This is a genomic window from Paracoccus alkanivorans (assembly GCF_003697785.1).
Taxonomy (GTDB): Bacteria; Pseudomonadota; Alphaproteobacteria; order Rhodobacterales; family Rhodobacteraceae; genus Paracoccus; species Paracoccus alkanivorans.
The window spans coordinates 48,467-64,205 of record NZ_QOKZ01000012.1 but is presented as its reverse complement, the minus strand read 5'-3'; the positions used below and the strand labels follow the sequence as shown (position 1 = coordinate 64,205).

10 protein-coding genes are annotated in these 15,739 nt (G+C 64.7%); 2 read left to right on the top strand and 8 right to left on the bottom strand.

Features of this window, described 5'->3' with window-relative positions:
• Positions 1–308 precede the first annotated feature (308 nt).
• The 3 genes from C9E81_RS20650 to C9E81_RS20640 all read right to left on the bottom strand — a co-directional run bounded on the left by C9E81_RS20650 (position 309) and on the right by C9E81_RS20640 (position 5,724).
• Positions 309–2,021: a bifunctional sulfate adenylyltransferase/adenylylsulfate kinase gene (locus C9E81_RS20650; RefSeq protein ID WP_122114251.1), complete on the bottom strand. Its 1,713-nt coding sequence runs from the start codon at positions 2,019–2,021 to the stop codon at positions 309–311.
• Between the two features lie 426 nt (positions 2,022–2,447).
• Positions 2,448–4,622, bottom strand: a complete 2,175-nt coding sequence (gene katG / locus C9E81_RS20645; RefSeq protein WP_122114250.1) for a catalase/peroxidase HPI — start codon at positions 4,620–4,622, stop codon at positions 2,448–2,450.
• 187 nt (positions 4,623–4,809) lie between these two features.
• A complete protein-coding gene (locus C9E81_RS20640; protein ID WP_122114260.1) occupies positions 4,810–5,724 on the bottom strand; it encodes a serine/threonine dehydratase family protein in 915 nt (304 codons plus the stop codon).
• 143 nt (positions 5,725–5,867) lie between these two features.
• Between C9E81_RS20640 and C9E81_RS20635 the strand changes: the two genes are divergently transcribed.
• The gene (locus tag C9E81_RS20635; RefSeq protein WP_122114249.1) at positions 5,868–7,613 is read left to right on the top strand and encodes a sigma-54-dependent Fis family transcriptional regulator; all 1,746 of its coding nucleotides are present in this window, start codon (positions 5,868–5,870) and stop codon (positions 7,611–7,613) included.
• Between the two features lie 164 nt (positions 7,614–7,777).
• Positions 7,778–9,577 (top strand): NAD(P)/FAD-dependent oxidoreductase, encoded by a 1,800-nt coding sequence (locus C9E81_RS20630; RefSeq protein ID WP_122114248.1) that lies wholly within the window; start codon positions 7,778–7,780, stop codon positions 9,575–9,577.
• 140 nt (positions 9,578–9,717) lie between these two features.
• Here the strand turns inward: C9E81_RS20630 and C9E81_RS20625 are convergent, their stop codons facing one another.
• The 5 genes from C9E81_RS20625 to C9E81_RS20605 form a co-directional block, all read right to left on the bottom strand.
• Positions 9,718–10,764 (bottom strand): HlyD family secretion protein, encoded by a 1,047-nt coding sequence (locus C9E81_RS20625; RefSeq protein ID WP_122114247.1) that lies wholly within the window; start codon positions 10,762–10,764, stop codon positions 9,718–9,720.
• Positions 10,761–12,410 carry an efflux MFS transporter permease gene (locus C9E81_RS20620; protein ID WP_122114246.1) on the bottom strand — a complete coding sequence of 550 codons (1,650 nt, stop codon included), beginning with the start codon at positions 12,408–12,410 and terminating at the stop codon, positions 10,761–10,763. The genes C9E81_RS20625 and C9E81_RS20620 overlap by 4 nt, the downstream gene beginning before the upstream one ends.
• Entirely contained in the window at positions 12,407–12,835 is a 429-nt protein-coding gene (locus C9E81_RS20615) for a MarR family winged helix-turn-helix transcriptional regulator (protein ID WP_122114245.1), read from the bottom strand. The genes C9E81_RS20620 and C9E81_RS20615 overlap by 4 nt, the downstream gene beginning before the upstream one ends.
• 177 nt (positions 12,836–13,012) lie before the next feature.
• Entirely contained in the window at positions 13,013–14,617 is a 1,605-nt protein-coding gene (locus C9E81_RS20610; protein ID WP_122114244.1) for a hypothetical protein, read from the bottom strand.
• Between the two features lie 44 nt (positions 14,618–14,661).
• A complete protein-coding gene (locus C9E81_RS20605; RefSeq protein ID WP_122114243.1) occupies positions 14,662–15,738 on the bottom strand; it encodes a protein-glutamate methylesterase/protein-glutamine glutaminase in 1,077 nt (358 codons plus the stop codon).
• Position 15,739: the final 1 nt, after the last annotated feature.

Here is a 15,739-nt window from a genome sequence, read left to right as displayed (position 1 = left end):
GTTCCACGCTGTAGATCCTCCCGCCCTCCCTGCAACCACAGAAAGGGAAAAGGTGGACGACTTTTACACCGCCCGCAGCAGCACCAAGCCGCCGCTTCCGTGGACTAATTTCGCACCGCCGTTCTCAGTCCTCGCGCCTGACCGCCACTCTTATTTTTACTTCACGAAGACGATTTCTGTCTTGCTGGACCGCCATGCCTTGAATTCCTTGCCTCATCAGCGATGGCAACGAGACACTACAAACGGCGGTAACGGTCAAATAACGGTTATGCGCGCCGGAGATAATCCGCTCAGGACCCGGGCGGGGATCAGCCCGCGATCAGGCCCATTTGCTCAAGCTTGAGGATCACCTGATGGGCGCAGTTATCCACGTCGGTCCCCTCCGTCTCGACTTTCAGTTCCGGGTTCTGCGGCTCGTCATAAGGGTCCGATATACCGGTAAATTCCTTGATCTTGCCCTCGCGTGCCAGCTTGTACAGGCCTTTCCGGTCGCGCCGCTCGCATTCCTCAAGCGAGGTGGCGACGTGAACCTCGACAAAGGCCCCGTAGCTTTCTATCTCCTCGCGCACGGCGCGCCGGGTCGCGGCGTAGGGGGCAATCGGTGCGCATATGGCGATGCCGCCATTCTTGGTGATCTCGCTTGCGACATAGCCTATGCGGCGGATATTGAGATCGCGGTGTTCCTTGGAAAAACCCAGTTCCGAGCTGAGATTCTTGCGCACGATATCGCCATCCAGCAAAGTCACCGGACGCCCGCCCATCTCCATCAGCTTGACCAGGAGCGCGTTGGCGATCGTCGATTTTCCCGATCCGGAATAGCCGGTGAAAAAGACGGTAAACCCCTGTTTCGAACGCGGCGGCCTGGTCCGGCGCAATTCGGTCACCACTTCGGGGAAGGAGAACCAGTCGGGAATCTCAAGCCCCTCCACAAGACGGCGGCGCAGTTCCGTTCCGCTGATGTTCAGGATCGTGACCTTGTCCCTGTCCGGAATCTCATCCGTCGGCTCGTATTGCGCGCGTTCCTGCACATAGACCATGTGTTTGAAATCGACCATCTTGATGCCGATTTCCTCCTCGTGCTCGCGAAACATGTCCTGAGCATCGTAATGCCCGTAGAAATCCTCGCCGCGGCTGTTCTTGCCCGGTCCGGCATGGTCCCGGCCAACGATGAAATGGGTGCAGCCATGGTTGCGGCGGATGAGCCCATGCCACAGTGCTTCGCGCGGCCCGGCCATCCGCATGGCCAGGTTCAAAAGGCTCATCGTGGTCGTCGAGCCCGGATATTTGTCAAGCACCGCTTCATAGCAGCGCACACGGGTGAAATGATCGACATCGCCCGGCTTGGTCATGCCCACGACCGGGTGGATCAACAGGTTTGCCTCCACTTCCTTGGCAGCGCGGAAGGTCAGCTCCTGATGGGCCCGGTGCAGCGGGTTCCGGGTCTGGAAGGCGACAATCTTGTGCCAGCCCAGCTTGCGGAAATATGCGCGCAGCTCGTTCGGTGTGTCGCGCCGCCCGCGGAAATCGTAATGCACCGGCTGCTGGATTCCCGTGACCGGCCCACCCAGATAAACCGGACCCGCGGTATTATGAAGGTAATTGACCGCCGGATGTGCGGAATCGTCGGCACCGAAAACCTTTCTGGCCTCTTCCGCCTTGTCGGGCGTCCAGCGGTCGGTCACGGTCAGGGTGGCAAGGATCACCCCTTCCTGGTCGCGCAGGGCGATATCCTGACCCAGCTTGATCCTGTCGGCGAATTCCTCGCTGACGTCGAGCGTGATCGGCATAGGCCAGAGCGTGCCGTCGGACAGGCGCATCTTGTCGACGACATGTTCATAATCGGCCTCGGTCATGAAACCCTTGAGCGGATTGAACGCGCCGTTCATGAGAAGTTCGAGGTCACAGATCTGCCGCGACGAGAGATCCCAGCTGGTCAGATCAGCTGCCTCCGCTCTCATTTTCTGCGCGGAATCGAAGGACACATACAGCTCGGGAATCGGGGCCAGGTTGGGTTGGGACATCGGGGCTCTCGGCTTTCTTTCGTTTCAAAGCTGGTCGCATCTCGTATGCTTCGAGGAAGCCCGATGAGTTAGATTCGAAAAAAAAAGTGATTTCAAGGCCGGAATGGGGTTCGGCAATTGCCCGGCCGCCAGACCGGGAATTAAGGCTGAAATCCGCCACAGGACCGGCGGTTATTACCATCAGGACCCCGCGATACCCCAATGATTGCCGCTCTTGCCTAAGCTTCGGGATCGCCCGGGACATGGCCAGAGCGGTTGCCGCCCGGTCAATCAGGCCCCGGTCAATCAGGTGGTGCCACTCTCCGGCTGAACAACGGATCATCCATCCGGTGCCGGTCTGGATATCGCGGCCGGACCGGTTCCCGGGCTTTGTTCATGGCCACCCCTTCCCCGAAACCGGTTCGGGAAAGGGATGGCCGGCTTCAGTCAGGCCAGGTCGAAACGGTCCGCGTTCATCACCTTGGTCCATGCGGCGATGAAATCGCTTACGAATTTCTCGCGATTGTCATCCTGTGCATAGACCTCGGCATAGGAGCGCAGGACCGAGTTGGAGCCGAATACCAGATCGACCCGCGTCGCGGTCCATTTCACGGCATCGCTCTTGCGGTCGCGGATCTCGTAAAGCCCGTTACTGACCGGGTTCCAGCTATTGCCCATATCGGTCAGGTTCACGAAGAAATCCGTGGTCAGCGCGCCCTCGCGGTCGGTGAACACGCCATGCCGGGTGCCGCCGTGATTGGTGCCCAGCACACGCATCCCACCGACCAGCACGGTCATCTCGGCCGCGGTCAGGCCCAGCAATTGCGTCCGGTCCAACAGCATTTCCTCGGCGCTGACGGCATAGTCCTGCTTGATCCAGTTCCGATAGCCATCGGCCAGCGGTTCCAGCGGCGCGAAGGAATCCGCATCCGTCATCGCATCGGTCGCATCGCCACGGCCCGGGGCAAAGGGCACGGTCACGTCGAAGCCAGCAGCCTTCGCGGCTTTCTCGATGCCAAGATTACCGGCCAGCACGATCACATCGGCGATGCTGGCGCCGGTTTCCGCCGCGATGGGCTCCAGCACCGACAACACCCTTGCCAGACGGGCGGGCTCGTTACCCTCCCAGTCCTTTTGCGGGGCCAGGCGGATGCGGGCGCCATTGGCGCCGCCGCGCATGTCCGAGCCGCGCCAGGTCCGGGCGCTGTCCCATGCGGTCGAAACCATCTCGGCGATGGACAGGCCGGCGGCATCGATCCTGGCCTTGACGGCGGCCACGTCATAGCCGGTATTGCCGGCCGGAACCGGATCCTGCCAGATCAGGTCCTCGGCGGGAACGTCCGGCCCGAAATAGCGCGCCTTCGGCCCCATGTCGCGATGGGTGAGCTTGAACCATGCCCGCGCGAAACACTCCGAGAAATAGGCCGGATCGTCCTTGAAGCGCAGCGCGATCTCGCGATAGCCGGGATCGACCTTCAGCGCCATGTCCGCATCGGTCATCATTGGGTTGCGGCGGATGGAAGGGTCCTCGACATCGACGGGCTTGTCCTCTTCCCTGATGTCGATCGGCTCCCATTGCCAGGCGCCAGCCGGACTCTTGCGCAACTCCCATTCATGGTTGAACAGCATTTCGAAAAAGCCGTTGTCCCATTTGGTCGGATGGGTGGTCCATGCGCCTTCAAGGCCGCTGACCACCTGGTCGCGGCCGATGCCGCGCGTGGACTTGTTCAGCCAGCCAAGGCCCTGGTCCTCGATCCCCGCACCCTCGGGCGCATCGCCCAGCAGCTCGGCACTGCCGTTGCCATGGGTCTTGCCGACGGTATGGCCGCCAGCGGTCAGCGCCACGGTCTCCTCGTCGTTCATCGCCATGCGCGAGAAGGTCTCGCGCATCTGCGCCGCAGTTTTCAGCGGGTCGGGCTGGCCGTTCACGCCCTCGGGATTGACATAGATCAGCCCCATCTGCACGGCGGCCAGCGGGTTCTCCATGGTCGAGGGGTCATCGACGCTGCCGTAACGCCCGTCGCTCGGCGCCAGCCATTCCTTTTCCGAACCCCAATAGACATCCTTTTCCGGATGCCAGATATCCTCGCGGCCAAAGCTGAAGCCGAATGTCTTCAGCCCCATATCCTCATAGGCGACGGTGCCCGCCAGGATGATCAGGTCGGCCCAGCTTATGCGGTTGCCGTATTTCTTCTTGATCGGCCAGAGCAGGCGGCGGGCCTTGTCGGTGCCCGAATTGTCCGGCCAGGAGTTCAGCGGCGCGAAGCGCTGGTTGCCGGTGCCGCCGCCGCCACGGCCATCGGCGATGCGATAGGAGCCAGCGGCATGCCATGACATGCGGATGAACATTCCGCCGTAATGGCCCCAATCGGCGGGCCACCAGTCCTGGCTGTCGGTCAGCAGGGCGCGCAGATCCTGTTTCAGCGCCTCGACATCCAGTTTCTTCAACTCTTCCCGATAGTTGAAATCCTTGCCCATCGGGTTGGTCTTGCTGTCATGCTGATGCAGGATGTCGAGATTCAGCGCATTCGGCCACCAGTCCATCACGCTGGCGCCCGAGGCCGTCATGCCGCCATGCATGACCGGGCATTTCCCCGAAGATTTGATGTCATTTCCGTCCATTGGAATTCTCCTTGCTGACCCGTGTCATCACGGTGACCGGACCCCGCGCGATCCCTGTTCGGACAACGCGAATCCGATCATCGGCTACCATTCGTTTGTAACATGATTTGCGATTAGGTAAATTTGGATTAATTGATAGTCACAATAAGAAAAACTTATCTCCTTACCGTAGGCGAACCAGCCCCGGTCAGGACTCCCGCCATTCCAGCAACTGCCGGACAGTCGCCGTCGCGCCTCCGCATACGATGATCAGGACGCGCTCGTATTTCGACAGCCTTTCGGGATACGCATAGGCGACCGACAGCGCCGCGCCGCAAGCCGGCTCCACCAGGACCCGGTGATCGTCGAGAAAGCCGATACAGGCCCCGACGGCGTCCCGGTCGCTGACCACGACGCTTTCGACGGGGTAAGAGCGGGCAAGCTCGAACGCGCGCTCGCAGACCCTTCTGGCGCCAAGCGAGGTCGCGATACTGGTGATCCCGGGCAGTTCGACACGCCGCCCGGCCTTGATCGAGGCCGCCAGGGACGCCGCGCCCCCGGTTTCGACCGCGACGATCGGGACATCCTGCATCCCGTTCCGCGCCAGCCCCTCGGCCACGCCCGCCATCAGCCCGCCGCCGCCGACCGACAGCACCACCGCATCGAAGGCGGCCCCCGCCGTCACAACCTCGTCGATCATCGTCGCATGCCCCTCCCACAGGATCGGATCGTCGAAGGGATGGATAAAGGCGGTTTCGGCATCGACCGCCTCGAGGGCACGTTCATTCGCCTCCTGCCAGGATGCGCCATGCACGACAAGCTCGGCGCCTTCCTGGCGGATCAGCGCCCTTGCCCTTTCGGTCGTCGTTTCGGGCACGAACACCGTCGCCGGAATCGCCAGCCGCCGCCCGGCATAGGCGACTGCAAGCCCCGCATTCCCGCCCGACGAGGATACGAAGCGCCGCTTGCCGTTCCGGGCATGTCTTTCGCAAGCCGCCCCGATCCCCCTGATCTTGAACGAGCCCGAGGGCTGAAGCGCCTCCATCTTCAACTGGACGACGCACCCCGCTTTCAGCGACAGCGGGCGAGATTCAAGCAGTGGTGTTTCGTGATGCAATGCCATCGGATTCCCTTCGTGAAACCTGCAGCCCCGATATTCCATCATTCCCTGACACGGGCCGGGGCCACTGCCGCCATGCAGCAGGCAAAGTTGCCATCTGTCAACTTCCTGCCATACTGACCGCCGGGACGTGGGAGAGGCAAGGGATGCGGGATACCGATCACCTGCGCGAGATCGACCGGGTGCTGCGCGGGCAGACCACCGGGCGCGATGGCGTGGTCTCGGAAAGCTGGCGCCGCTGTGTCGAGACCTATGGCCTGGACCCCTCGCAACCCTCGCCCGCCCATATCGTCACCGAATCCGAACTGCGCGCGCATCGCGAACAATCCGAGCGGCTGATCGCCATCGCGCGATCCGGGCTCGACGCGCTGTTCCGGCAGGTGGCCGGGCAGAATTACGTGCTGCTGCTGGCCGATGCCAAGGGCGTGACGGTGGATTTCTTCGGCGACCGGCGCTTCGAGGACGATCTGCGTCAGGCGGGCCTGTATATGGGTTCGGACTGGTCCGAGGACCGGGCGGGAACCTGCGGCGTGGGCTCCTGCATCGTCACGGGCGAAGCCGTCACCATTCATCAAAGCGATCATTTCGACCTGCATCACACGCCGCTTTCCTGCACCGCCGCGCCGATCTTTGACACGTCGGGCAATCTTTCGGCGGTGCTGGATCTGTCGCTGCTGCGCTCTCCCCAGCCCAAGGCGAGCCAGAACCTCGCGATGAACCTGGTCCGCGCCTCGGCCCGGCGGGTCGAGATGGCCAACCTGATGGCGATGACGCGGCGTGACTGGGTGCTGCGTTTCTCGGCCAGCCCGGAATTCCTGGAGGTCGATCCCGAGGCCGCCATCGCGCTGGACGGATCGGGGCGGATCATCGGCATGACCCATGCGGCGCAAGAGGTGCTTGGCGCGGGCAATGGCAGCCTGCTGGGGCAGCGGCTGGACCAGGTCATGGAGCTGTCGGCCGATGACCTGCCCGAGCTGATGCGCGGGCGGCCAAGCGAGGAACGCGTGATCCGCCTGCATGACGGCCGCGCCCTGTTCGGTCATGCGATCGCCCCGCAATCGCCGAGGGTGCCGCGCGGAACCGGGGTCGCGCTGCCCGGCGGGCTGTCCAGCCTCGCCGGCCCGGATCCGGCGATGCAGACCCTGCTGACACGGGCGGCCAAGTTGGCGCGGACCCGGATCCCGCTCTTGCTGAGCGGCGAGACAGGGACCGGCAAGCAACGCCTCGCCCGCGCCATCCACATGTGCGAACCCGACGCGCGGCCCTTTTTCCTGCTGGATTGCGCCGGGGCGGATCCGGCGGCAATCGATGCGCTGCAACCACGCGCCGATCAGGCGGGCACCCTGTTCCTGCAGGGCGCCGACGACCTGTCGGCGGCGGGACAAGCCGCCCTGCTGCGGCTGTTGACCGACGCCAAGCTGCGGGTCATCGCCTCGGCTCGCGGGGATTTGGCGGCGATGACCCGCTCGGGCGAGTTCCGGGGCGAGCTGTTCTTTCGTATCGCCGGCGCGACGCTGGCCCTGCCGCCCTTGCGGCTGCGGCAGGATTTCGACTGGCTGCTGGACAAGCTGCTGCGGCAGCGCAATCCCGATGGGCTGCGCCTGACCCCCGCTGCCCGCGCCGAGTTGAAGGCCCGCGACTGGCCCGGGAACCTGCGCGAACTGGCCAGTACGCTGGATGTGGCCGTCAGCCTCGCCGAGGGCGTGGCCATCGACATCACCGATCTGCCCGATCCGGTGCTGGCCGGGGCCGGCCGGGACTCTACCGAAGGTTTCGAGGCGCTGCTGGACGCCTGCGGCTGGAACATGGCGCTGGCGGCGCGGCGGCTTGGCGTCAACCGCTCGACCGTGCTGCGCCGGGTGCAGCGGCTTGGGCTGACCCCGCCGCAATAGACCCGCCGCATTGGGGTTGCATCACCGTTGCGCGGCGTTGCGTCTGCAACCGCGCGGGCGGAAAATGCGCCCCTGCCCCGCTTGTCCCGCGAATTTCCCTGTTCGGACACAGCCGAACAACGCAGGTTTCCCCCGGAGGAATTGCAACCCGAGGGAGGAACAAGATGCTCGATTCCGCATTGTCAGACCACGTGCAGGCCACGCTGGACGAATTCGGCGCGGCGCTGGAGGCCGGAGATATCGGCCGCGCCACGCAGATGTTCGTGAGTGACTGTTACTGGCGCGACCTGGTGGCGTTCACATGGAACCTGCGCACCATGGAGGGGCAGGACCAGGTGGCCGACATGCTGCGCGCGCAGCTTGGAACGGTGAAGCCTTCCGGCTGGAAACTGGCCGAGAACGAGATACCGGCCGAAGAGGACGGCGTCGTCACCGCATGGATCACCTTCGAGACCGGGGTGGCCCGGGGCTACGGCCTCGTCCGGCTGCGCGACGGCAGGATCTGGACGCTCTTGACCGCCATGCAGGAACTCAAGGGCCACGAGGAGGCCAGGGGCTTTGCCCGTCCCTTGGGCGCGAAACACGGTGCGGGCAAGAACCGGCAAAGCTGGAAGGAAGAGCGCGAGGCGGAGGCCGCCGAACTCGGCTATAGCCGCCAGCCCTATACCGTCATCATCGGCGGCGGTCAGGGCGGTATCGCCCTTGGCGCGCGGCTGCGCCAGCTTGGCGTGCCGACCATCGTTCTGGACAAGCATGACCGCCCCGGAGACCAGTGGCGCAAGCGTTACAAGTCGCTATGCCTGCATGACCCGGTCTGGTACGATCACCTGCCTTATATCAAGTTTCCCGACAACTGGCCGGTCTTTACGCCCAAGGACAAGGTGGGCGACTGGCTTGAGATGTATACCAAGGTCATGGAACTCAACTACTGGACGCGCAGCACCTGCCAGCGCGCCAGCTATGACGAGGCGGCAAAGGAATGGACCGTCGTGGTCGATCGCGACGGCGAGGAAGTGGTGCTGAAGCCGAAACAGCTGGTGCTGGCCACCGGCATGTCGGGCAAGCCGAATATCCCCGAATTCCCCGGCGCCGATACGTTCAGGGGCGAGCAGCAGCATTCCTCGCAGCACCCCGGCCCCGACGCCTACAAGGGCAAGAAGGTGGTCATCATCGGCTCGAACAACTCGGCCCATGATATCGCCGCTGCCCTGTGGGAGCATGACGTGGATGTCACCATGATCCAGCGCTCAAGCACGCATATCGTGCGCTCGGACACGCTGATGGATATCGGGCTGGGCGGGCTGTATTCCGAGCAGGCGGTGCAGAACGGCGTGACCACGGAAAAAGCCGACCTGATCTTTGCCTCGCTGCCCTACAGGATCATGCATGAATGGCAGATCCCGCTCTATGACCAGATGCGCGAACGCGACAAGGAGTTCTACGAGGGGCTGGAAAAGGCCGGGTTCAAGCTGGACTGGGGCGATGACGGCTCGGGCCTGTTCATGAAATACCTGCGCCGCGGCTCGGGCTATTACATCGATGTCGGCGCCAGCCAGTTGATCATCGATGGCGAGATCAAGCTGGCGCAGGGCCAGGTCACAGAGATCGTCCCCGATGGCGTGAAACTGGACACGGGTGAGGTGTTGCCCGCCGATCTGATCGTCTATGCCACCGGTTACGGCTCGATGAATGGCTGGGCCGCCGACCTGATGGGGCAGGAGATCGCGGACAAGGTCGGCAAGGTCTGGGGCCTCGGTTCCGGCACCACCAAGGATCCCGGCCCGTGGGAAGGCGAACAGCGCAACATGTGGAAGCCCACCCAGCAAGAGGCGCTATGGTTCCATGGCGGCAACCTGCACCAGTCGCGGCATTACTCGCTGTATCTGGCATTGCAGCTCAAGGCGCGGATGGAGGGGATCGAGACCCCCGTCTACAAGCTCCAGGAGGTTCACCACCTGGGTTAAGATCGTGGCCGGCGGGATTGCCCGCCGGCCATGGCCCAACCGCGCGGCTGCCTCTTCATCCAAATATCCCGAGGGGGTTGCCGACAGGCTGCGCCATTGGTTCGAAAGATCTGGTGGCGACGGGCATGGAGTCCCCTGCCCTATTGCCGCGACAGCCCGTTCGTATCCACCTGCACGACGACCGACAGGCCGGGGGCGAGATATTCCGACATCTCCTGCCCCGAATCGATCGAGATGCGGACCGGCAGGCGCTGCGCGATCTTGGTGAAATTGCCGGTGGCGTTCGAACCCGCCATCAGGCTGTATTCCGAGGCGGTGGCCGGGGAGAACGCCTCGACCTTGCCGGTAAAGGCACGATGCTGAAGCGCATCGACGGTAAAGCGAACGGTTTCGCCCACGCGCATCCCGTGCAGCCCGGTCTCCTTGAAATTCGCCACGATCCAGACATCCGTGCCGATATGCGAGACCAGCGCGCTGCCCGGCGTCACATATTGCCCCTCGCGGACCGAGACCTGGCCCAACCGGCCGTCGGCAGGGGCGCGGATCACGGTATTGTCCAGATCGATCCGCGCCAGTTCGACCGCTGCCTCGGCGCTGGCGATATCGGCCTTTTGCGCCGACAGCGCGACCCTGGTCGAATTGACCGCCTCGCGCTGGACATCCAGCTGCGCCTCGGCCTGCGTCACCGAGGCCCGCGCCTGTTGCAGCGCCAGTTCGGACTGATCGGCCGAGGATTGCGAGGCGACGCCGCGCGTCCGCAGCTCCCGCGCGCGGTCCCAGCTTGTCTGCGCGGTTTCCAGCGCCGATTTCGCCGAAGCCAGCCCGGCCTCGTTCGCCCGCAAGGTTGCTTGGGCCGAGGCCACATTCTGCTGTCCGACCTGCAGCGCGGCTCTGGCGGCGGCAAGCTGCGCCTCGGCCTGTGCCAGTTTCTGGCGATAGATCCGGTCGTCGATCCGGGCGATCACATCGCCTTTCTCGACCGTCTGGAAATCGCTGGCCGCAACCTCGCTGACATAGCCCGAAAGCTGCGGCGCGATCGTCGTGACCTTGCCGCGGATATAGGCGTTCTCGGTTGTCGGCTCTGCCGGGTGGAAGGGCGGCAGGTGCCAGGCAAACAGCAGCAGAAGGACTCCGGCGATGCCGATGACAAGGGCGATGGCGGTGGGCAGGATATGTGATCTGGTCATGATGCGGATTCCGTGTCGGATATGGCGTCCCGCCCGGATGCGAGGCGCGCGGCCAGCCAGTCGCGGAACACATGCAAAAGCAAGGCACCCGCGGTGAAACCGGCAATGAGGAAAATCAGGAAATAGGCGTCGTTATAGGCCAGCACATAGGACTGGCGGCTGGCCTCTTGCGCCAGCGATGAGATCGCCTGCGCCTTGCGCGCGGCGGCATCGGGGATCTGGCTGGCCAGCATGGCGGCGCGGGCGGCGATGGCCGAGGCTGTCTGGCTGTCGGTCAGGGTCAGCTGCTCTGACAGGGCCTGCAGATGCGCGGCCTGGCGGTGGTTGATGAAGCTGGTGAACAGGCCCGAGCCCAGCACCCCGCCAAGGCTCTGGGTCGAAATGAACACGATCACGAAGGACAGCAGGTATTGCGGCCCCCGCGCCAGCGCCTTGATCAGCCCGGCCATCATCGCCGGCGGCAGGAACAGCATCCCCGCAAAGGCGATCATCGCCTGGCTGAGCAGCATCTGCCCGGGCCTTGTATCCACGGTGGACCGGCTGTCCATGAAGGCCCCGGCCATGATCAGGATCAGCGCGACCAGGTGAAACCATTTCTCCCGCCCCGGCTTGATCCAGGCGATGCAGGCCAGCCCGCCCAGCAGGCTGGCAATGACGATGATCGAAAACAGCGTGACCATCTGCGAGGGCGCCACCCCGAGGGCCGAGAACATCCTGGGTGCGCCGGTGCTCTGTTCCGACAGGATCAGCCGGAACAGGAACAGCGTCGCGGTCAGGTGCAGCATGGCGGGACTGGTCAGCCAGCGTATATCGATGATCGGCGCCTTGCGGTTCAGCTCGATCACCACCACTCCGGTCAGGGCGGCGACCGAGGCCGCCAGCAGCCAGCCGATCCAGGGCTGCTCGACCCAGTAATGGATCGGCCCCATGACAAAGCCGATGATCAGCCCGCCGAAGCCGCAGGCGATCAGCAGGAAGCTGACGAAATCCAGCGGCTGGATGACCTTCATGCGCGGCATCGGGCGCAGCGGCAGCAGATAGACCAGCATCAGCGACAGCATCGCCATGCCAAGCGCGGTCAGGTGCAGCCATGTCAGCCCGCCATCGCCGATCAGCGCCGGCGAGACAACCCGCGCCAGCGACGGCCCCGACATGATCACCGCCATCGCCAGCGGCAGGCCAAGCCGCATCTTCCATTGCTGGGAAAGCGGTTCCAGCATGTAGAGGAAAGCCAGCGTCGACAGCGACGCGGCCGCCGCGCCCGACAGCAGCTGCACCACCACGGCCGAGCGGAAATCGCTGATCCAGACCGAGGCGAAGGCCACCGCGACATAGATCACGATGCCGATCTCGGCAAAGCGGCGCAGCCCGAATTGCGTGCGGATCTTGATCAGCATCACCGGCAGGGCGGCGCGGGGGATCATGTAGACCGCCATCAGCCAGCTTGCTTGGGTGGTGGTGATGCCCAGGTCTCCGGCGAATTGCGGGATGTTGGACGAAACGAACCCCTGCCCCAGCCCCTGCGACAGCGCCAGCATCACCGAGGCGCCCATATAGGCGAGCGCGCGCGGCACCGGCAGGGGCGGATGCTGCGGCGGGGCGGCAGGGGCTGCGGCGGGCGCGGGCTGTTGCGGGGCGTTGCTCATTTCCGCCCCAGTTTCACGATGTTCTCGGCGATCCTGTCCAGCACGTCGCGGGCGCGGGTCAGATCCTCGGGGGCAATCCCCTCCAGCACGTCCGAGCGCAGCTTGCGGGTGAAGGCGGTGATCTGGCTGGCGCGGCCCTGCTCGGTCAGGAAGATCGCATTCTTGCGCGCGTCCCCTTCGATCGGACGCCGGGAGACGAAACCCCCGGCCTCGAGCGCGTCGATCTGGCGTTTCAGCGTCGGCGCCTCGATGTCCAGCGCCGAGGCCAGTTCAGTCTGGGTGACGCCTTCCTTCCGGGTCAACTCGCTGATCACCCGCGCCCGGGACATCGTCAGCCCCATGTCCCGGGCGCAATCGTCGTAATGACGGCGCAGGATTCGCATGACCTGCAAGAGAGAGTCGATGATGGCGGTGTCCGTGGGCATGGCGCAGTCGCTTAGCTTGCTAATGATCCGAAGAATGTTAGCTAGCTAATGAATGCGGCGCCGGGGTTCAAGACCCGCGCGGGAATTTCATACGAGGGATGATCCCGCCGCATTGCTATTGGGTTGAAAAAGATGCGGCTGCATGCCGGTCCACAGCCGCACCGGAACGGGAGCGGGTCAGAAAAAGATGTCGTCCAGCGATTGCGACTGGCCCACGGCCACGGCAGCCGGAGGCGGCGCCCCGACCAGCCCGGCATGAACGTCGCGCTCGCGATCCATCGTGTAGATCGCGCTGAACGGCATCAGCACCGCCGCCTGATCCGGCGGCAGCGACTTCGCGGCCCTCGGAGCATATCCGGCAATCCTGGCAATCAGGTCCGGCAGGTTCGACAGGGCCAGCAGGCCATCGTCCACCGCGTGCTGCAGCGCCACCGCGCTTTGCCGGGCGGCCTGTTGCATCGCCTCGAGCCGCGCGAACATCTCGGAGGCCAGCGCCAGATCCGTATCGGCGCGCGCAATCAGGGCGCTGAGCTGCTCTGCCTCGGCGGTCAACTGGCTGAAATCGGCATTCCGGGTGTGATCGTCGATCCGGCCGAAGCTGGCGCGGCAGCGGGTATTCAACTCGTTGCAGGCATGCGCACGTTCCCGCACCGTCGTCGACAGCACGTCCATGGCCGATTTCGCCGAACCGCTGCGCCGCGCCAGAAGCCCGGCATTGACGGTCGCCAGGCTGACCTCCAGCGCGGTGGAGGAGAGCGTCTCGAGGTTCTCGCGGGCATGGCCGACGGCAATGTCGATATTCCTGACCGCCGCCATGGCCCCTTCCAGCGCGGGCGCGACAAGGCGCTCGATCTGGTGCCCGTCATCCAGCTCGGCCCGCCATTCGGCCAGAAGCCGCGCCGCCTGCGCACCGGTATCACCGGTCAGGGCCTTGGCGGCGGACTGGCCGATCACGCCCAGCTGCGCCAGTGCCTCGCGCGTGGCCGTCAGCATCTCGGATGCATCCGAAACCAGCGCCGAGATCTGCGCGGCGGCAAGGGAGGCGGCCGGGGGCTGGGAATCCGCAGCCTTCAGGATGGTTTCGATATGATCCAGCCGCTGCGCGAAAGCGTCCGAGAACTGGATCCCGGTCATCAGCACACCGGTATTGGCCTGCGTATGGCCGCGCATCTGTTCCGCGAGCGAGCGGGCCGCACCGCAGATATCCCCCATCTCGTGGACTGGCAGATCCTGCCCGCGCTCACCGATCGCCATCCGCGCGCAGGATACGGCAGAGCCAAGCTGACCGGTAGCCTGACGGACCGCGGTGCCGATGCTGACCAGATCGTCCTGCACCGCCATCGTCGTCGAGGAAAGGCGCTGGATCATGCCGCGCAGGGTGACGATATAATCCTCTATCGCATCGATATTGACCGAATATCCCGTGACCCGCGTCATCGAGGCGATCGCGTTGAGTTGCCGGCATTCGCGGCGCAGGGTCTCGACCGCGTCCAGCCCGTCGGCGATCGCATGGGCCAGTTCCGCCGTCGAGATCGCGGCATGTGCAGTGCCAAGATGATCGGCAAGATTGCCGCAGGCGTCGTGCAGTGCGCCGGATTCGCCCCGCGCGCTGCCCACCTCGTCAACCAGCTGCGTCAGGCGGTCGAAATCGCCGCCGATCTCCCGCAGCGCGGCATGCACCCTGCTCAGAACCTCGGTCAGCCGTTCGAACTGAGCCTGGCTTTCCTGGCGCAGGCCGCTCAGCCCGGCCGCGGCCGCGATCGCATTCTCAGCCGGCATCATCTCCACCTCCGTTACCCTTGTCCCGCATATCGCCCGCCCTTGCCTCAAGCCGATGCCCATCGCAGCAACGTGGCCGGCAGGCGGGAAAGCGGCAGCTCTTCCTCGACCGCGCCCAGCTTGCGGGCCTCGTTGGGCATGCCATAGACGACGCAGCTTGCCTCGTCCTGCCCCAATGTCCGCGCCCCGGCCTGCCGCATCTCCAGCAATCCGCGCGCGCCGTCATCGCCCATGCCGGTCATGATCAGCCCCACCGCGTTGCGCCCTGCCGCCCGCGCCACCGAGCGGAACAGCACATCGACCGAGGGCCGATGCCGCGACACCAGCGGGCCCTCCCGCACCTCGACGCAGTAATTCGCGCCGCTGCGGGTCAACAGGGTATGGCGGTTGCCGGGCGCGATCAGGGCATGGCCGCGCAGCATGCGATCGCCATCCTTCGCCTCGCTCACGGTGATCCTGCACAGCCCGTCCAGGCGGCGGGCAAAGGCAGCGGTGAAATGTTCGGGCATATGCTGGACCACCACGATCGGCGGACAATCCGCAGGCAGCGCCTCGAGCACCGACCGCACCGCCTCGGTGCCGCCGGTCGAGACACCGATGGCAATGATCGTTTCGGTGGTCTTGCTCATGGCGGATCCGGAAGGCGGCGGCAGCACGGCATCGGCGGACAGCTTGGCCGAGACATGCACGGGCCGGATACGGTTCAGCCTGGCATGCGCCGCCGCCTTGATCGCGTCGCACAGGACAGTCCGGCTTTCCTCCAGAAAACCTTTCACGCCCATCTGCGGCTTGCAGATCACGTCCACCGCCCCGGCAGCCATCGCCTGCTGCAGCGTCTCGGTCTTGTCTCCCACCAGCGAGGAACACATGATCACCGGGATCGGGTGCTGGGCCATCAGCTTGCGCAGGAAGGTGACGCCATCCATCCTGGGCATCTCGACATCCAGCGTGATGACGTCGGGCCGCTCCTTGCTGATCCGGGCCGCCGCGGCGAAAGGATCGGAGGCCGTATCCATCACCTCCAGCTCGGGATCCGAGGCAATCAGTTCGGCCATGGTCTGGCGGACCACGGCACTGTCATCGACGATAAGCACGCGAATGGGGCGGCGGGAAAGAAGTGACATG

Coding starts and splice junctions, on each gene's coding strand:
- C9E81_RS20630 (WP_122114248.1), top strand. CDS start 7,778: ATGCTCGATTCCGCATTGTCAGACCACGTGCAGGCCACGCTGGACGAA.
- C9E81_RS20640 (WP_122114260.1), bottom strand. CDS start 5,724: ATGGCATTGCATCACGAAACACCACTGCTTGAATCTCGCCCGCTGTCG.
- C9E81_RS20610 (WP_122114244.1), bottom strand. CDS start 14,617: ATGATGCCGGCTGAGAATGCGATCGCGGCCGCGGCCGGGCTGAGCGGC.
- C9E81_RS20635 (WP_122114249.1), top strand. CDS start 5,868: ATGCGGGATACCGATCACCTGCGCGAGATCGACCGGGTGCTGCGCGGG.
- C9E81_RS20605 (WP_122114243.1), bottom strand. CDS start 15,738: ATGTCACTTCTTTCCCGCCGCCCCATTCGCGTGCTTATCGTCGATGAC.
- C9E81_RS20650 (WP_122114251.1), bottom strand. CDS start 2,021: ATGTCCCAACCCAACCTGGCCCCGATTCCCGAGCTGTATGTGTCCTTC.
- C9E81_RS20625 (WP_122114247.1), bottom strand. CDS start 10,764: ATGACCAGATCACATATCCTGCCCACCGCCATCGCCCTTGTCATCGGC.
- C9E81_RS20620 (WP_122114246.1), bottom strand. CDS start 12,410: ATGAGCAACGCCCCGCAACAGCCCGCGCCCGCCGCAGCCCCTGCCGCC.
- C9E81_RS20615 (WP_122114245.1), bottom strand. CDS start 12,835: ATGCCCACGGACACCGCCATCATCGACTCTCTCTTGCAGGTCATGCGA.
- katG (WP_122114250.1), bottom strand. CDS start 4,622: ATGGACGGAAATGACATCAAATCTTCGGGGAAATGCCCGGTCATGCAT.